This is a genomic window from Tenacibaculum aquimarinum (assembly GCF_022478115.1).
GTDB lineage: Bacteria > Bacteroidota > Bacteroidia > Flavobacteriales > Flavobacteriaceae > Polaribacter > Polaribacter aquimarinum_A.
Map to the genome: position 1 here is coordinate 37,047 of NZ_JAKGSC010000005.1, position 17,331 is coordinate 54,377.

A 17,331-nucleotide genomic window follows, 5' to 3' on the forward strand; every position below is an offset into this window, starting at 1 on the left:
TAAAACAAAGATAGTAGAAAGCGTTAAAAAAGTGTACTTTTGCATAACTTTTATCCATAGTAATGACAACAGAACAACTTGTAGCTCAAATTATCAAAAAGAAATCTTTCTTATGCATTGGTTTAGATGTAGATTTAGCTAAAATTCCATCGCATTTATTGCAAGAAGAAGATCCAATTTTTGCTTTTAATAAAGCAATTATAGATGCAACGCATCATTTATGTGTTGCCTACAAACCAAATACTGCTTTTTATGAAGCTTACGGAATAAAAGGTTGGCAATCTTTAGAGAAAACGATTAACTATTTAAATGAAAAGCATCCTGAAATTTTTACAATTGCAGATGCTAAACGTGGCGATATTGGTAATACCTCAACAATGTATGCGAAAGCCTTTTTTGAAGATTTAGCGTTTGATTCTGTTACCGTTGCACCTTATATGGGAAAAGATTCTGTTGAACCTTTTTTAGCTTTTGAGAACAAACATACTATTATGTTGGCGTTAACTTCAAACGAAGGTGCTTTTGATTTTCAAACAAAAACTGTTGATGGAAAAGAACTTTATAAACAAGTTTTAGAAACTTCTAAATCATGGAAGAATAGTGAAAACTTAATGTATGTAGTAGGTGCTACAAAGGCTGAATATTTTGCTGAAATTAGAAAGATAATTCCGAATTCATTTTTATTAGTTCCTGGAGTTGGCGCACAAGGCGGAAACTTACAAGATGTTTGTAAATATGGTTTATCAGAAAATATAGGCTTGTTAATTAATTCTTCTCGCGGAATTATTTACGCTTCTAAAGATGAAAAATTTGCTAATTCTGCTGCTGAAAAAGCGAAAGAATTGCAAATTCAAATGGCTGAAATTTTAAATCAATAATTTGAAAAGGTTCCAAGATCAAATTGGAAGTATTTTGGAGTTAAAAAAAACTCCTCTAAGAATTGTTTCTTTAGTGCCAAGTCAGACCGAATTATTGGTTGATTTAGGTTTAAAAGATAGTATTATTGGCTTAACTAAGTTTTGCATTCATCCTTCTTCATTAAGAAATGAGAAGACTATTGTTGGTGGCACAAAAACCATCAACATTGAAAAAATAAAAGCTTTACAACCCGATATTATTCTTTGTAATAAAGAAGAAAACACCAAAGAAATTGTTGAATCTTGTCTTAAAATTGCACCAACTCATGTTTCTGATATTTTCACAATTGATGATGTAATAGAACTCATCAATCAATACGGAGAAATTTTTGATTGTGTTTCTAAATCTTCAGAACTACTGAATGATTTAAATGATAAACTAATCGATTTTCAGCAATTTATAAAAGGTGAAAAAACGATAAAAACTGCTTATTTTATTTGGAAAAATCCTTGGATGGTTGCTGGAAACACAACTTTCATCAATCATATATTAGAACTAAATAATTTTGAAAATGTTTTTGGAAACAAAGAACGTTATCCTGAAGTTGACATTACAAAACTAGCTTCTGTTGATGCTATTTTATTATCGTCCGAACCTTATCCTTTTACAGAAAAACACATTTTTGAACTGCAAAAAACACTACCTCAAATAAAGATTAAACTTGTTGATGGAGAAATGTTTTCTTGGTACGGAAGTAGACTTTTAAAAGCTTTTGAGTATTTTAAAATACTAAGAAATAGCTTTTGAAATTTCTTGATCTAAATACTTAACTCTATTTAGCTTTTCCAAAACTTTCATTGCTTTAAAAGCAGATCTATCACTTTTACCCTCATCAACATATTTATAATCGTTAGCTCTTTCTACTAATTTATTATAGCGTTCTTCTAAGTGCTTTCGATATCTTTTAAGTTGATTTAGTCGTGACATAATGCAAAAAATTAATTGTTTATAAATATACGTAAAAATCTAATTTATAAACAATTAATTTTAAAACTCAGCAAAAAAAGAGGTTTTATCCCCTAATCTTGTAATGCAAATACTTGCTGTAATAAAGCTGTATTTCGTAAACCGACTTTTTCTCTAATTCCTTTTTCTTCTACAGCAATCATAGTAAAAACACCTTTTAAGGCTTCAGTTGTAACATAGTTTGTTAAATCTGGATTCACCTTATTTACAAACGGAATATTATTATACTTAGTAATTAAATTTGTCCATATTTTATCTGCCCCAACTTTGTCAAAAGAATTTTTAATTACCGGTGAAAAGCTACTAAACAAAGCATTTTCTGTCTTTCCTTGTAAGTAAGAAGTCGCTGCATTTTGTTCTCCTAAAAGAATATTTTTAGCATCCGAAAATGTGATGTCTTTAACAGCACTTACAAAAATTGGAGTTGCTGTTTTTACCGCATCTTCTGCTGCTCTATTTAAAACTTTTATTCCTTCATCTGCCAAATTACTTAAACCTATTTTACGTAAGGCATTATCTACAGTTTGTAGTTCCTTTGGTAATAAAATCTTAACCAACTCATTTTTATAAAACCCGTTTTCTGATGTTAATTTAGAAACTTGATTGCTTATCCCATTATCTAAAGCTTGCCTTAAACCTCCACCAATTTGTTCTTGCGTTAAAACACCTCCTGTTGGTAACTGGCTCACTACTTTCTGTAATTCTGCACAACCAGAAAAACTAATTACAATTAATAATAGTACTACTTTTTTAATCATCTTTTATTTATTAATTTATTGAATACACTTGGTCAAAAACACGAAATATGTTTATTTTTTAAAACTGTCTGTTTTTTTATCATAACCATACGGACAATGTTTACAGCCACTTTTACAGCAATAACCTCTTCTTAAATGGTAATTTTCTTTAAAAACTCGATAACCTTGTTCGTTTTCATAATACTCGTGAGGCTCTGGTTTTAAAATTTTATTTCTCATGTTTTGTAAATATCTACAAAAAACGTCAAACTAAACTGAATTCAGTTTAGTTTGACGTTATAAATTTATTAAAATTTAATAATTCTTAAATTATTTTTTTTCTGCTCCTGGAGGATATTTAGCCATAATTTCGGCAACAAATTCCTTAATACGAGCTTCTTTTTTTTCTACATCTTTAGTTCTTAAAGCTCCAGAACCAATTCCTTGCCATACTAATTCTTTCTTTTTCCCATCAATAATATCGATAAACAACGTTCCTTCAGTGTGTTGCGAAACATTAAGATTATTATTCATTCCACCATACATCCATGGATTCCAACCAAAACCGTATCCGTAACCCCAACCAGCGTTGTTGCTATTTACATTTACTCGTTCTCTACTTTTAGTGAAAAGACTTACTAAAACATCTGGAGTTTGAGATTTAGTCATTCCTTTAGCTAATAATTCAGATTCAATTGCACGCATAATTCGCTTCTTATCTAAGTCAGAAATCGTTGCTTTATCAATTCCTGTTTTATAAAATGCAAATGTTTTATATTCATTAAAATTTGCTTTGGTATCATAATCAGTTGTTACTTTAACTGAACTACATGAAGTAACTAAAAGTGCAATTAGCGGTAAAAAAAGTAAGTTTTTAATTTTCATATCTAAGGTTTTAAAAGTTTTTTAATAAGGCATCATCTACAAAATTAGGAAGTGTAACTTTTAGTTTCTTCTCTGCTTTCATTGCTCTTTTAATTGCAAAAACAGCTTCACTGTTTCTTGCCCAACTTCTTCTTGAGATTCCGTTATTTACATCCCAGAAAAGCATTGATTTTAAGCGCTTTGATGCTTCCTTAGAACCATCAAGAAGCATGCCAAAACCTCCATTTATAACTTCTCCCCAACCAACTCCGCCGCCATTGTGAATGGAAACCCAAGTTGCACCTCTAAAACTATCGCCAATTACGTTCTGAATTGCCATATCTGCTGTAAATTGAGAACCATCATAAATATTTGAAGTTTCTCTATAAGGTGAATCGGTTCCAGAAACATCATGATGATCTCTTCCTAAAACAACATGACCAATCTCTCCTTTTTTAATCGCTTTGTTAAACGCTTTGGCTATCTTCATTCTTCCTTCTGCATCTGCATACAAGATTCTTGCCTGAGAACCAACCACTAATTTGTTTTCTTGTGCGCCTTTAATCCACTGAATATTATCGGCCATTTGTTGCTGAACTTCTTCTGGCGAATTTTCTTTTATTTTTTCTAAAACTGCACAGGCAATTGCATCTGTCTTTGCTAAATCTTCTGATTTTCCAGACGCACAAACCCATCTAAAGGGTCCAAAACCATAATCGAAACACATTGGTCCCATAATATCTTGCACATAAGATGGATATTTAAATTCTCTTCCTATAGTTGGATTCGGATTCATAACATCTGCTCCTGCTCTACTTGCTTCTAATAAAAATGCATTTCCATAATCGAAAAAATACGTTCCTTTATCTGTATGTTTATTTATTGCTTTTGCGTGTCTTCTTAATGTTTCTTGAACCTTCTCTTTGAATAATTCAGGGTTTTCTGCCATCATATTATTAGCATCTTCAAAAGAAATATCAACTGGATAATAACCTCCAGCCCAAGGGTTGTGTAGTGATGTTTGGTCGGAACCTAAATCTATATGAACATTTGCCTCATCAAACTTTTCCCAAACTTCAACGATGTTTCCTAAATATGCAATTGAAACGGTTTCTTTGTTTTGTTTTGCTGAATTTACTCGTGCTACTAATTCATCTAAATCAGTGATTTTTTCATCAATCCAACCTTGATCTAAACGAACTTGTGTAATCTTCGGATTTACCTCTGCACAAACCGTTATACAACCTGCAATATTACCAGCTTTTGGTTGCGCTCCAGACATTCCGCCCAAACCTGCCGTTACAAATAAATTTCCTTTAGGCTCTTTTTTAATCTTTCTAAATCCGTTTAAAACAGTAATTGTTGTTCCGTGCACAATTCCTTGCGGACCAATGTACATATAACTTCCAGCAGTCATTTGTCCATACTGAGAAACACCTAGAGCATTCATTTTCTCCCAATCGTCGGGTTGAGAATAATTTGGAATTACCATTCCGTTGGTTACCACAACTCTTGGTGCATTTTTGTTTGAAGGATACAAACCCATCGGATGACCAGAATACATTGTTAACGTTTGCTTATCAGTCATTTCAGATAAATACTGCATCGTTAATAAATATTGTGCCCAATTCTGAAATACGGCTCCGTTTCCTCCATAAGTAATTAATTCATGAGGATGTTGCGCTACTGCATAATCTAAATTATTCTGAATCATCAACATAATAGATTTTGCTTGCACAGATTTCCCAGGATATTCTGCAATATCTCTTGCTTTCATTTCATAATCAGGACGAAAACGATACATATAAATTCGTCCGTATTTTTCTAATTCTTCAGCAAATTCAGGTAATAATTCTTCGTGATGTTTTGCTTCAAAATAACGTAATGCATTTTTAAGTGCTAACTTTTTTTCTTCAGCAGATAAAATATCTTTTCTTTTTGGTGCATGATTTATAGCTAAATCATACATTTTTTTTGCTGGTAAAATAGCTGGAATTCCTTGTTGTATTTGCTCTTTAAATGTCATGACTAAACTTCTTTTGTATCTGTAAACAAATATATTTATTTTGGATTGATATTTGTTTATTTTACAATTAATGATTTTTATTTCTAAATATATTGTTCCAAAAGGATTTGTTGGAATCACCTTATTCCCTTTTATCATTCTGAAAAAGAAAGAGTTAAAATCGAACAAAGTTTTAATCAATCATGAGAAAACACACCTAAAACAACAACAAGAATTATTAATTATTTTCTTCTATATTTTTTACGGATTGGAGTTTTTAATAAAATTTTTCAAATATAAAAATGCTTTTATTACTTATAAAAACTTAAGTTTTGAACGTGAAGCTTATATAAATGAACACGATTTTAAGTATCTTAAAACTCGAAAATTTTGGGCTTTTATTAACTATTTATAATTGACAAAGAATTCTTGTTTATTTTAAGAAATTCGTAAATTGCGACATCAATTTTCTATAAATTTTACGAATGGAACAAATTACACCTTATAAACCTACATACAAAGTTAGAATTGTAACTGCAGCTTCGCTTTTTGACGGACACGATGCCGCCATAAATATTATGCGACGTATTATTCAATCTACCGGAGTTGAAGTTATTCATCTTGGACACGATAGATCTGTTGAAGAAGTAGTGAACTGTGCAATCCAAGAAGATGCAAATGCAATTGCAATGACTTCTTACCAAGGAGGTCATAACGAGTATTTTAAATACATGTATGATTTATTGCAAGAAAAAGGCGCTACACACATCAAGATTTTTGGTGGCGGTGGCGGCGTAATTCTTCCGGAAGAAATTAAAGAGTTGATGGATTACGGAATTACCCGTATTTATTCTCCAGATGATGGACGTGCATTAGGTTTACAAGGAATGATTAATGATTTGGTAAGAACTTCGGATTTTGCTGTTGGCGATAAACTAAACGTAAAAATTGAAGATTTAGCAAAAAAAGAAATTGGAAGCATTGCAAGAACTATTTCTTCTGCGGAAAACTTTCCTGAAGTTGCTAAAGAAACTTTAGATGCAATTCATGAAAAGAATAAAAATTCTAAAACGCCTGTTTTAGGAATTACTGGAACTGGTGGTGCAGGAAAATCTTCTTTGGTAGATGAATTAGTCCGAAGATTTTTAATTGATTTTCCAGAAAAAACCATTGGTTTAATTTCTGTAGACCCTTCAAAAAGAAAAACTGGTGGCGCACTTTTAGGTGATAGAATTAGAATGAATGCTATTAATAACGAGCGTGTTTATATGCGTTCTTTGGCAACACGTCAATCTAATTTGGCTTTATCTAAATATGTAAATGAAGCTGTACAAGTTTTAAAAGCTGCTGAATTCGATTTAATTATTTTAGAAACTTCAGGTATTGGGCAATCTGATACCGAAATTATAGAACATTCAGACACTTCTTTATATGTGATGACTCCAGAATTTGGAGCTGCAACACAATTAGAAAAAATTGATATGTTAGATTTTGCTGATTTAGTTGCTATCAATAAATTTGATAAACGTGGTGCTTTAGATGCAATTCGCGATGTAAAAAAACAATACATGCGTAACAACAATTTATGGGATGTACATATGGATGACATGCCTGTTTTTGGAACAATCGCATCGCAATTTAACGACCCTGGAATGAATACGTTGTACAAACGTATTATGGATAAATTGGTTGAGAAAACAAATGCAGATTTAAAAACGAGCATGGAAATTACCAAAGAAATGTCTGAAAAGATATTTGTAATTCCACCAAGTAGAGTTCGTTATTTGTCTGAAATATCTGAAAGCAATAGAGCATACGACAAAAAAGTTGACGATCAAGTTATTGTTGCTCAAAAGTTATATGGAATTCATCAAACAATTGAATCTATTACAAATTCAACTGTAGAAATTATTAAAACTGGATTAGATAATGATGAGATCCTGAAACAAGTTCAGGATGACAATCAACAATTTGCTAAATTGTTAATTGCACAATTCGAAAAGGTGAAATTAAATTTCGACCCACATAATTGGGAAGTTATTTTAAACTGGAACGATAAAGTTGCCAAATATAAAAACCCTATTTACACGTTTAAAGTTCGTGATAAAGAGATTAATATTGAAACACATTCAGAATCGCTTTCACATTCTCAAATTCCAAAAGTAGCTTTACCAAAATACAAAGCTTGGGGAGATTTATTACGTTGGAATTTACAAGAAAATGTTCCCGGTGAATTTCCATTTGCATCAGGATTATATCCTTTTAAAAGAACAGGAGAAGATCCTACAAGAATGTTTGCGGGTGAAGGTGGACCAGAAAGAACAAACAGACGTTTTCATTATGTAAGTTTAGGAATGGATGCAAAGCGTTTATCAACTGCTTTCGATTCGGTTACTTTATACGGAAATGATCCTGGCGAAAGACCAGATATTTATGGTAAAATTGGAAACGCAGGAGTTTCAATTTGCTGTTTAGACGATGCTAAAAAATTATATTCTGGTTTCGATTTAAGTCACGCAATGACTTCGGTTTCTATGACAATAAATGGACCTGCACCAATGTTGTTAGGTTTCTTTATGAATGCGGCAATAGATCAGAATTGTGAAAAATACATCAAAGAAAACAAGTTAGAAAAAACTGTTGAAGCGAAGTTCAAGGAAATTTACGATTCAAAAGGATTAGAAAGACCAACATATCAAGGAGATTTACCTGAAGGAAATGATGGTTTAGGATTAATGCTTTTAGGTTTAACAGGTGATTTAGTGTTACCGGCAGATGTATATCAACAAATAAAAACAACTACTTTAGCGCAAGTTAGAGGAACGGTTCAAGCCGATATTTTAAAAGAAGATCAAGCTCAAAATACCTGTATTTTCTCAACAGAATTTGCGTTGCGTTTAATGGGTGATGTTCAAGAATATTTTATTGAAAAACAAGTTAGAAATTTCTATTCGGTTTCTATTTCTGGTTATCATATTGCAGAAGCTGGCGCAAACCCTATTACACAATTGGCATTGACATTGTCTAACGGATTTACCTATGTAGAATATTATCTATCTCGTGGAATGGATATTAATAAATTCGGACCGAATTTATCGTTCTTTTTCTCAAACGGAATTGATCCAGAATATTCTGTAATTGGTAGAGTTGCTCGTAAAATATGGGCAAAAGCCATGAAAAATAAATACGGAGCAAATTCTAGAGCACAAATGTTAAAGTATCATATTCAAACTTCTGGTCGTTCTTTACACGCGCAGGAAATCGACTTTAACGATATTAGAACTACATTACAAGCTTTATACGCAATTAACGATAACTGTAATTCTTTACATACCAACGCGTATGATGAAGCAATTACAACGCCAACGGAAGAATCTGTAAGAAGAGCCATGGCAATTCAATTAATTATCAATAAAGAATTAGGGTTAACAAAGAATGAAAATCCAATTCAAGGTTCATTTATTATTGAAGAATTAACCGATTTAGTAGAAGAAGCTGTATTGTTAGAATTTGACAGAATCACAGAACGTGGTGGTGTTTTAGGAGCGATGGAAACGATGTATCAACGTTCTAAAATCCAAGAAGAAAGCTTGTATTATGAAACGTTAAAACATACGGGAGAATTCCCAATTATTGGTGTTAATACGTTCTTGAGTTCTAAAGGTTCTCCAACAGTTCAACCTGCGGAAGTAATTAGAGCTACGGAAGAAGAAAAGCAATTTCAAATTCAAACCAAAGAACTATTAAACAAAGCTAATCCTGATAAAGTTGCTGCTCAAATTGCAATTTTACAAGAAGCTGCAATTCAAAATGAAAACTTATTTGATAAATTAATGGAAGCAACAAAATTCTGTTCTTTAGGTCAAATTACGGAAGCTTTATTTAAGGTTGGTGGACAATATAGAAGGAATATGTAAATATTCTATTTAAAATTTATTATATTAGAGGCGTTATTATAAACCAAATAAGATGAAAAAAAACATAATTATTCTTTTAGGAGTATTCTTTTTAAGTTTCAAAATTAGTGCTCAATCTAAAAACCTAACTATTAAAGTTAAGGACGAAAAAAATAAACCAGTTGCCGGTGCAATTATTCTTTTTGATGACACTAGGCAAAAAAGATGGACTAACTCAAATGGAGTTTTTAAAATAAAGTTAGAAAAAGACCCCATTGTAATAAGTGCTTTTCATCCTACTATTGGGATAAAAAAAATAAAATATGATGGCAAAAAAAACCTAACTATTAAAATAAAAAAAGGAAATGATTTTGAAGTTGTAAATAATTCAAAAGGAAAAAGCATAGATTCAAATCAGTTTAACGACATCTATGATTATTTAAGAGGACGAATCCCAGGTGTAAATGTAGATTCAGAAAATAATATTGTTATAAGAGGCTATAATTCTATAAACGGGGTTATGACACCATTATATGTATTAAATAATAATACTGTTAGTGAAGTTACTTTTGGAAGTATTGTTCCTAATCAAATAAAATCAGTAACTGTATTAAAAGGACCAGAAACTTCGAGATATGGAGTCAGAGGAGCAAACGGTGTTATTGTTGTTGAAACATTGTAAATACAATTTTTAATTTTTTAAAAACCCGTACATTCTGTACGGGTTTTTATTTTTCAAAAGTAATTAAACTTGTATTTTTGCAGAAAGAGAATAGAAATGAAAATATTAGGAATAGGATCAAGAATAAATCATCCTGAATTTGGCTTTGGAGTAGTAACTAATGTTGATAGTAAAAACTACTGGGTAACTTTTCAAGAAAACGGGCTGGAAACTATTGATATTAATAGTGAAATAGAGATAATTGAAGCTATTGAAGATGAATTAGACACAGTAAGTTTTTATGAAGTTGAAAGCACCTTGAGAAATCTATTAAAACAATATAGCGATATTTCTGAAGTTGTACATATTGCTGATAAATGGAAAGGCGGAAAACTTATTTTAGAACCTAAAGACACTAACTTGTCTTCTAAAGAAATTCCAATGGATACTTTCTTTAATAAAATAGTTATGGTTCGTGACAGAGTCCGAGTAATGGAACAAAAAGTAAATGCAAGTAAAACATTAGACAACCAAGATAAAATTGATTTACAACAATATATAACTCGAATTTATGGGAGTTTAACCACTTTTAATGTGTTATTTAAATTAAAAAACCAACACTTTAGCGGCGTAAAATCTAAATAACAAAAAAGCGAAACTTAGGAAGTTTCGCTTTTTTGTTTTATGAAATAATTGGATTTATAAAACCATCAATTTTATCAACTCCATTATTTCCTAAGTGTTTTATAAAAGCTGAACCTATAATAGTTCCGTTAGCGTAATTACAAGCTGTTGTAAAGGTTTGTTTATCAGAAATACCAAAACCAATAATTAATTTACTTTGTAAATTCATCTTCTTTATTCTTTCGAAATAAGCAACCTGATTGTTAGAAATATCTCCTTTTGCCCCAGTAATTGAAGCTGAAGCAACCACATAAATAAACGCTTTAGAATATGAATCTATTTTTCTGATTCTTTCTTCAGAAGTATGCGGCGTAATTAAAAACACATTAGTGATTCCATATTTTTCAAACAGTGTTTTATAATGATTTTCAAACTCTATCATTGGTAAATCTGGAAGAATTACTGTATCTATACCACAATCAACTACTTTCTGACAGAATTTTTCTTCACCATATTTTAGCATCTGATTTAAATATCCCATTAAGACCAAAGGGGTTTTATTCGTTTCTTTAATAGAAAGTAATTGTTCGAAAATAATATCTAAATTAACACCATTTTGCAAAGCAATTTGACTACTATCTTGTATCGTTGGTCCGTCTGCTAAAGGATCTGAATATGGTAAACCAACTTCAATAAAATCCACGCCACTTTTTTCTAATTGAGAAATAACCTGTGTTGTATCGTGCAAATTAGGATAACCAGAAGTAAAATATATAGACAATACATTCTTCTCTTTTTTCTGAAATAGTTGTTGAATTGAATTCATATTACTCTTCTAAATTATTGATATACATTTCTAAATCTTTATCTCCTCTACCCGATAAATTCACAACTACAACTTGATCTTTTTTGAACTTCATTTTTGGCAAAACAGCTAACGCGTGTGCACTTTCTAATGCAGGAATAATTCCTTCGATTTTAGTTAATTCATAAGCTGCCATTAATGCTTCTTTATCAGTTGCATTCAAAAATTTTGCTCTTTTTGTTTCGTGTAAAAAAGCATGCAATGGTCCAACTCCAGGATAATCTAATCCTGCAGAAATAGAATATGGTTCTACAATTTGCCCATATTCGTCTTGCATTAAAATGGTTTTACTTCCGTGAATTACACCAACTTCTCCTAATTGAGAAGTCGCAGCACTTTCACCAGAATTAACACCTAAACCAGCAGCTTCAACAGCCACTAATTCAACACTTTCATTTTCTAAATAGTGATAAAATGCACCTGCAGCGTTAGAACCTCCACCAACACAAGCAATAATTGTATCTGGATTTTCATTCCCTGTTTGGGCTTTTAATTGTGCTTTCATTTCTTCGGAAATTACAGCTTGCAAACGCGCTACCATATCTGGATATGGATGTGGACCAACCACAGAACCAATTAAATAATAAGTATCTGGATTCTGAATCCAATAACGAATTGCTTCGTTTGTTGCATCCTTTAACGTTTTACTTCCACTTGTAGCTGCAACAACCTTGGCTCCTAACATTTTCATTCTGGCAACATTTGGGGCTTGACGTTTAATATCAATTTCCCCCATAAAAACCGTACACTCTAAGCCCATTAAAGCACAAACAGTTGCCGTTGCAACTCCATGTTGACCTGCTCCAGTTTCTGCAATAATTTTAGTTTTCCCTAAATGCTTAGCTACTAAAATCTGACCAATTGTATTGTTTACTTTATGAGCTCCAGTATGATTTAAATCTTCGCGTTTTAAATAAATAGTTGCTCCGTATTTTTCTGACAATCGTTTTGCTAAATACAACGGACTTGGGCGACCAACATAGTGCTGCAACAAATCTTTATATTCAGTTTGAAACGCCTCTGATTCTAAAATTGTTAGATAATTATCTTCTAACTCTTTAACATTTGGATACAATAATTCAGGAATAAATGCGCCTCCAAATTGCCCGTAATAACCGTCTTTACTTGGTTGAAATTTCATCTTTAAATTTCTTTATATTTTCTACTGATTTTAATCCTGCTTCAATTTCAAATTGACTATTTACGTCTAAAGCATAAATTGGTAAATCAGTTTTTTTAATTTCTTCTATTTCTTTAATCTGTTCTAACCCTATTCCTCCACTTAGAAAAAATGGCTTTGAAAACGGATATTCCGCTAAAACTCTCCAATCGAAAGTTACACCATTTCCTCCTCTTTCTTTTCCTTTTGTGTCGAATAAAAAATAATCTACAACTTCTTCATAAGGTTTTAAAACGTCGAAATCAAATTCATCTTTAATTCCAAATACTTTTATTATCTCAATTGGAAATTCAGCAACATATTGCTTATTTTTCTTCTTTTTCTGTAGCTTATTTTCTTCAATAAATAAAGCTCTTCTTTCTGCTAACTGACTTTTTAATTCTGTGACATATTCCACAGATTCGTCTCCATGCAATTGAATGGCATCTAGGCGATATTCTTCAACTAAAGAAATTACAATCTCTAAATATTCATTAACAAAAACACCTGTCTTTTTTATTGATTTCGGCAATTCAGGAATGATTCCTTCAAAATTTCTTTTTGATTTTTCATAGAAAATGAAACCCAAATAATCAGGTTGCAAATCTGCAACTTGTTGGATGTTTTCTATGTATTTCATTCCGCAAACTTTCAGTTTCATCTTATCTAATTTGATTGATAAATTCTTGACAAGCTTCTCCTGGGTTTTCTGTCTTCATAAAGTTTTCACCTATTAAAAAACCTTGAAATCCATATTCTTTTAATCCTGTAATAATTCTTGGATCAGAAATTCCACTTTCTGAAACTTTAATACAAGTATCAGGAATTTGACCTGCTAATTTTATTGAGTGCTCTAAATCAACTTCAAACGTTTTTAAATTACGGTTATTAATACCGATAATTTTATTATCTAAATTGTTGATTTTATCTAAGTCTTCTTGCGTATGTACTTCATACAAAACCTCTAAACCTAAATCATTTGCTAAGCTTCCGTAGTTTTTTAATTCTGTAGATGTTAAACAAGAAGCAATTAATAAAATAACATCTGCACCAATTGCTTTTGCTTCTACAATTTGAAATCCATCAACAATAAAATCTTTTCTTAAAATTGGTTTTTGCTGATTGATAACTCTTGCTTCCATTAAATCTGCCATGGTTCCTCCAAAAAAAGAAGTATCTGTTAAAATAGATTGTGCTGCAACGTTTGCATCTAAATATCCATTTGTAACTTCAGTAACAGTAGCCTTATCATTAATAATTCCTTTTGATGGAGATTGACGTTTATATTCGGCAATAATTCCAGTTGAACCAACTTCTAATAAAGATGATTTTAAAGAAATTACCGATCTCTTAAACTTTGGGCTTTCCACTAATTTCTTTAATGGAACATCAGCTTTAATCTTTGCAATTTCCTTTTTCTTAAATGCTATTATTTTATCTAAAATTGTCATTCTATATACTTACTAATGTTTCTAATGTTTGTTTTGCTTTTAATCCAAATAGAGAATCTTTTGCTTCTTCATAAGCAGTTTCAAAACTCTTAGTTGCATCTACTATTTTTAAGGCGAAAGCAGCATTTGTTAAAACCACATTGTTTTGCGCTTCACTCCCATTTCCTTCTAAAATATTTTTGAAAATCTTTGCTGCATCTGCAACGGAATTCCCTCCAAAAATTTCTGATTGTTGTATTCTTTTTTGGCCTAAATCTTCGGGATTTATTAATTGTTCACCGTTTTTAGTGAATAATTTGAATCCGCTTGTTAACGAAATTTCATCATAACCATCCAATGCATGCACAATTCCGTAATTAGATTTTTCCTCCTGTAAAATGTAATTATACAAACGTGCAACCTCAACATTAAAAGTTCCTAATAATTGATTTTGTGGCGAACTAGGATTTACCAAAGGTCCCAAAATATTAAAAAATGTTTTTAATTTCAATGCTTTTCTGGTTGGTCCTACAGCTTTCATTGCTGGATGAAATTTTGGCGCATGTAAAAAACAAATATTCGCTTTTTCTAAATGCTCTTTTAATGTGTTTTCATCATTGGTAAATTCATAACCAAAACTTTCTAACATATCTGAAGAACCTGACTTTGAAGAAACAGAATAATTACCATGTTTCGCAACTTTTTGCCCTGTTCCTGCAACAATAAATGAAGTTAAAGTGGATATGTTAAACGTATCTTTCCCATCGCCACCAGTTCCTACAATATCAATAGTATTATAATCAGAAAAATCTACTTTTATAGCCAATTCTTTTAAAGCGTTTCTAAATCCAGAAAGTTCATCAACTGTAATTGGGCGCATCATAAAAACAGTCATAAAAGACGCTAAATGCGCATCATTATATTTTTCTGCAGCAATATTAATTAACACCTCTTTTGCCTGAGATTGAGTTAATCTTTTATGTTGATATAAATCGTTTAAAATATCTTTCATTATGAATTTGCTTCAATAAAATTCTTCACTAATTGCTCTCCAACTTCTGTTAAAATACTTTCTGGGTGAAATTGAACTGCTGATATTGGAAATGATTTATGTTCAATTGCTTGAATTCCTCCATCTTCATCTCTTGCAGTTACAATTAAATCCGCTGGAAAACCTTCATCTGTTGCAGACCAAGAATGATAACGTGCTGCTAAAAAGGTTTCTGGAACATCTTTAAAAATTGTAGCTGTTGTATCTGTAATTTTCATTTCTGTTGCTACTCCATGAAAAACATCGTCTAAATTGATAATTTTTCCACCAAAAACTTCTGTAATTGCTTGTAAACCTAAACAAACCCCAAAGATTGGTTTTTTACCTGCGTAAGTTTTAATTACGTCTTTTAAAATTCCTGCTTCATCAGGAATTCCAGGTCCTGGAGACAACATAATTAAATCGTACGTTCCAACTCCTTCAATTGAAATTTCGTCATTTCTATAAACATCTGGCATTTTGTTGGTGATTTTTTCCACCATATGCACCAAATTATAGGTAAATGAATCGTAATTGTCTAATATTAATATTTTCATAATTTATTCAAAAATTGAATGATTAAATAATTTAAAAATTCTTGAATCTTTAAATCTTCAATCTTTTAATAACTATATATTTTCTGCTAAAATCAACGCTTTATTTAACGCAGCTAACTTATTATTTACTTCTTGTAATTCCTTTTCTTCGTCGGAATGAATTACAATTCCTGCGCCTGCTTGCGAATACAACGTGTTATTTTTACTTACAAAAGATCTGATGGCAATTGCCAAATTTACAGAACCATTTAAACCGATAATTCCGACTGCTCCTCCGTAAAATCCACGAGTTTGATTTTCATATTTATTAATCAACTCCATTGCTTTGTATTTTGGTGCGCCGCTCAACGTTCCTGCCGGAAAAGTATCTCCAACTATTTCTATCGGATTTCCTTTTATCTTACCACGAACTGTTGAAACCAAGTGAATTACATGGCTAAAATACTGAACTTCTTTAAACACCTCAACCGTAACATTATCTGCATGTTTACTTAAATCGTTACGTGCTAAATCTACCAACATTACGTGTTCTGCAGTTTCTTTTTTGTCTTCAGAAAGCTTTTTACCTAACTTAATATCTTCTGCCATATCGCCAGTTCTTCTGAACGTCCCAGCAATTGGATTTATAGTTGCTTTTCCTTCGGAAATCTTAATTTGTGCTTCTGGTGAAGAACCCATTAATTTGAAACTTCCGTAATCGAAATAAAATAAATATGGTGATGGATTTATAGAACGTAATGCTCTATACACATTAAATTCATCTCCTTTAAATTTTTGTTGAAATTGACGCGATAAAACCAATTGAAAAACGTCTCCTCTTTTACAATGCGCTTTTGCTTTCCTTACATAATCTATAAAATCTTCGTCGGTACAATTTGACGTTTCATTACCAACAATTTCAAATTTTTGTGTATTGAAAGTTTGTGCTTCAATTATCGTTTCAATTTCAGAAATTCTTGATTCCGTGCCTTCTTCAACATTTTCAATCAAGGTTAACTCATCATTAAAATGATTAATTGCAATTATAAATCGATAAAAACTGTATTGCATTTCTGGAATTGCAGAAGGCGCATCTGGATTGTTAAATTTTATGGTTTCAAAATACTGAACAGAATCAAAGGTTGTGTAACCATACAATCCGTTAAACGATTTTAAATTTTCATCACAATTTAAATCCACATTATTACAAAACCCATCAAATAATTGGTAGAAATTTCGATCAATTTTCTGATTATCAACTTCTCTTCCTTTATAGTTTGTCGAAAAAAAGTTCTTATCTGCTTTCATAGAAAAAACAGGCTCAATAGCTATAAAAGAAAAACTTTCTTCTTTACTATGATAATCTGAACTCTCTAATAATAACGTATTTGCAAATTTATCTCTAAAACGCAAATACAAACCAACAGGCGTTATTGTGTCTGAAATTCGTTTTTTAGTTATTGTATTAAATTTAATTTTCTTCATTTTATAGAATTGAAAAAGGCTTATCGTGAGATAAGCCTTTTTTTTTTATATTTATTACATATAGGTTTAGTTCTCACTTATTAATTAAGAGAGTTCCACCACCAAGATATGTTTTGTTGTTTATTCATTGTTCAACAAAAGTAAGGTAGATTTTT

The 17,331-nt window shown here is 31.2% G+C and carries 18 protein-coding genes; 6 read left to right on the top strand and 12 right to left on the bottom strand.

Annotation, left to right across the window (positions count from 1 at the left end; all coding sequences use genetic code 11):
• The first annotated feature begins 62 nt into the window (after positions 1 to 62).
• Complete coding sequence (gene pyrF / locus L1S33_RS10605) at positions 63 to 878, top strand: orotidine-5'-phosphate decarboxylase (RefSeq protein ID WP_240551646.1); 816 nt, start codon at positions 63 to 65, stop codon at positions 876 to 878.
• Between the two features lies 1 nt (position 879).
• On the top strand, positions 880 to 1,665 hold the full coding sequence (locus tag L1S33_RS10610; RefSeq protein WP_240551645.1) for an ABC transporter substrate-binding protein: 786 nt from the start codon (positions 880 to 882) through the stop codon (positions 1,663 to 1,665).
• On the opposite strand, the gene L1S33_RS10615 is transcribed toward L1S33_RS10610, so the two are convergent.
• From L1S33_RS10615 to L1S33_RS10635, 5 genes are all read right to left on the bottom strand, one after another.
• A complete protein-coding gene (locus L1S33_RS10615; protein WP_240551644.1) occupies positions 1,648 to 1,845 on the bottom strand; it encodes a Lacal_2735 family protein in 198 nt (65 codons plus the stop codon). The genes L1S33_RS10610 and L1S33_RS10615 overlap by 18 nt on opposite strands.
• A gap of 92 nt (positions 1,846 to 1,937) precedes the next feature.
• Complete coding sequence (locus L1S33_RS10620; protein ID WP_240562303.1) at positions 1,938 to 2,642, bottom strand: DUF4197 domain-containing protein; 705 nt, start codon at positions 2,640 to 2,642, stop codon at positions 1,938 to 1,940.
• A gap of 51 nt (positions 2,643 to 2,693) precedes the next feature.
• Positions 2,694 to 2,861: a DUF5522 domain-containing protein gene (locus L1S33_RS10625; protein WP_240551642.1), complete on the bottom strand. Its 168-nt coding sequence runs from the start codon at positions 2,859 to 2,861 to the stop codon at positions 2,694 to 2,696.
• 90 nt (positions 2,862 to 2,951) lie between these two features.
• Positions 2,952 to 3,506, bottom strand: coding sequence for a DUF4136 domain-containing protein (locus tag L1S33_RS10630; protein WP_240562304.1), 555 nt, complete (start codon positions 3,504 to 3,506; stop codon positions 2,952 to 2,954).
• A gap of 10 nt (positions 3,507 to 3,516) precedes the next feature.
• Positions 3,517 to 5,511 carry a urocanate hydratase gene (locus L1S33_RS10635; protein WP_240562305.1) on the bottom strand — a complete coding sequence of 665 codons (1,995 nt, stop codon included), beginning with the start codon at positions 5,509 to 5,511 and terminating at the stop codon, positions 3,517 to 3,519.
• A gap of 70 nt (positions 5,512 to 5,581) precedes the next feature.
• Here L1S33_RS10635 and L1S33_RS10640 point away from each other — a divergent pair, with 70 nt between their 5' ends.
• From L1S33_RS10640 to L1S33_RS10655, 4 genes are all read left to right on the top strand, one after another.
• Positions 5,582 to 5,905, top strand: a complete 324-nt coding sequence (locus L1S33_RS10640; protein WP_240562306.1) for a hypothetical protein — start codon at positions 5,582 to 5,584, stop codon at positions 5,903 to 5,905.
• A gap of 70 nt (positions 5,906 to 5,975) precedes the next feature.
• Positions 5,976 to 9,407, top strand: coding sequence for a methylmalonyl-CoA mutase family protein (locus L1S33_RS10645; protein ID WP_240562307.1), 3,432 nt, complete (start codon positions 5,976 to 5,978; stop codon positions 9,405 to 9,407).
• Between the two features lie 52 nt (positions 9,408 to 9,459).
• On the top strand, positions 9,460 to 10,068 hold the full coding sequence (locus tag L1S33_RS10650) for a TonB-dependent receptor plug domain-containing protein (protein ID WP_240562308.1): 609 nt from the start codon (positions 9,460 to 9,462) through the stop codon (positions 10,066 to 10,068).
• Between the two features lie 96 nt (positions 10,069 to 10,164).
• Entirely contained in the window at positions 10,165 to 10,692 is a 528-nt protein-coding gene (locus L1S33_RS10655) for a hypothetical protein (RefSeq protein WP_240551636.1), read from the top strand.
• Between the two features lie 37 nt (positions 10,693 to 10,729).
• Here the strand turns inward: L1S33_RS10655 and trpA are convergent, their stop codons facing one another.
• The 7 genes from trpA to L1S33_RS10690 all read right to left on the bottom strand — a co-directional run bounded on the left by trpA (position 10,730) and on the right by L1S33_RS10690 (position 17,176).
• Positions 10,730 to 11,497 carry a tryptophan synthase subunit alpha gene (trpA, locus tag L1S33_RS10660; RefSeq protein ID WP_240551635.1) on the bottom strand — a complete coding sequence of 256 codons (768 nt, stop codon included), beginning with the start codon at positions 11,495 to 11,497 and terminating at the stop codon, positions 10,730 to 10,732.
• 1 nt (position 11,498) lies between these two features.
• A complete protein-coding gene (gene trpB, locus L1S33_RS10665) occupies positions 11,499 to 12,677 on the bottom strand; it encodes a tryptophan synthase subunit beta (protein ID WP_240562309.1) in 1,179 nt (392 codons plus the stop codon).
• Positions 12,658 to 13,356, bottom strand: coding sequence for a phosphoribosylanthranilate isomerase (locus tag L1S33_RS10670; protein ID WP_240562310.1), 699 nt, complete (start codon positions 13,354 to 13,356; stop codon positions 12,658 to 12,660). The genes trpB and L1S33_RS10670 overlap by 20 nt, the downstream gene beginning before the upstream one ends.
• Position 13,357: 1 nt before the next feature.
• Entirely contained in the window at positions 13,358 to 14,146 is a 789-nt protein-coding gene (gene trpC / locus L1S33_RS10675) for an indole-3-glycerol phosphate synthase TrpC (RefSeq protein ID WP_240562311.1), read from the bottom strand.
• A 1-nt stretch (position 14,147) separates the two neighbouring features.
• Positions 14,148 to 15,137: an anthranilate phosphoribosyltransferase gene (gene trpD / locus L1S33_RS10680; RefSeq protein ID WP_240551631.1), complete on the bottom strand. Its 990-nt coding sequence runs from the start codon at positions 15,135 to 15,137 to the stop codon at positions 14,148 to 14,150.
• Positions 15,137 to 15,712 (bottom strand): anthranilate synthase component II, encoded by a 576-nt coding sequence (locus tag L1S33_RS10685; RefSeq protein WP_240562312.1) that lies wholly within the window; start codon positions 15,710 to 15,712, stop codon positions 15,137 to 15,139. The genes trpD and L1S33_RS10685 overlap by 1 nt, the downstream gene beginning before the upstream one ends.
• Positions 15,713 to 15,784: 72 nt before the next feature.
• A complete protein-coding gene (locus tag L1S33_RS10690) occupies positions 15,785 to 17,176 on the bottom strand; it encodes an anthranilate synthase component I family protein (RefSeq protein ID WP_240562313.1) in 1,392 nt (463 codons plus the stop codon).
• Between the last annotated feature and the right edge of the window lie 155 nt (positions 17,177 to 17,331).

Coding starts and splice junctions, on each gene's coding strand:
- L1S33_RS10635 (WP_240562305.1), bottom strand. CDS start 5,511: ATGACATTTAAAGAGCAAATACAACAAGGAATTCCAGCTATTTTACCA.
- L1S33_RS10630 (WP_240562304.1), bottom strand. CDS start 3,506: ATGAAAATTAAAAACTTACTTTTTTTACCGCTAATTGCACTTTTAGTT.
- pyrF (WP_240551646.1), top strand. CDS start 63: ATGACAACAGAACAACTTGTAGCTCAAATTATCAAAAAGAAATCTTTC.
- L1S33_RS10650 (WP_240562308.1), top strand. CDS start 9,460: ATGAAAAAAAACATAATTATTCTTTTAGGAGTATTCTTTTTAAGTTTC.
- trpB (WP_240562309.1), bottom strand. CDS start 12,677: ATGAAATTTCAACCAAGTAAAGACGGTTATTACGGGCAATTTGGAGGC.
- L1S33_RS10645 (WP_240562307.1), top strand. CDS start 5,976: ATGGAACAAATTACACCTTATAAACCTACATACAAAGTTAGAATTGTA.
- L1S33_RS10640 (WP_240562306.1), top strand. CDS start 5,582: ATGATTTTTATTTCTAAATATATTGTTCCAAAAGGATTTGTTGGAATC.
- L1S33_RS10690 (WP_240562313.1), bottom strand. CDS start 17,176: ATGAAGAAAATTAAATTTAATACAATAACTAAAAAACGAATTTCAGAC.
- L1S33_RS10655 (WP_240551636.1), top strand. CDS start 10,165: ATGAAAATATTAGGAATAGGATCAAGAATAAATCATCCTGAATTTGGC.
- L1S33_RS10670 (WP_240562310.1), bottom strand. CDS start 13,356: ATGAAACTGAAAGTTTGCGGAATGAAATACATAGAAAACATCCAACAA.
- L1S33_RS10615 (WP_240551644.1), bottom strand. CDS start 1,845: ATGTCACGACTAAATCAACTTAAAAGATATCGAAAGCACTTAGAAGAA.
- L1S33_RS10685 (WP_240562312.1), bottom strand. CDS start 15,712: ATGAAAATATTAATATTAGACAATTACGATTCATTTACCTATAATTTG.
- trpC (WP_240562311.1), bottom strand. CDS start 14,146: ATGACAATTTTAGATAAAATAATAGCATTTAAGAAAAAGGAAATTGCA.
- L1S33_RS10620 (WP_240562303.1), bottom strand. CDS start 2,642: ATGATTAAAAAAGTAGTACTATTATTAATTGTAATTAGTTTTTCTGGT.
- L1S33_RS10625 (WP_240551642.1), bottom strand. CDS start 2,861: ATGAGAAATAAAATTTTAAAACCAGAGCCTCACGAGTATTATGAAAAC.
- trpA (WP_240551635.1), bottom strand. CDS start 11,497: ATGAATTCAATTCAACAACTATTTCAGAAAAAAGAGAAGAATGTATTG.
- trpD (WP_240551631.1), bottom strand. CDS start 15,137: ATGAAAGATATTTTAAACGATTTATATCAACATAAAAGATTAACTCAA.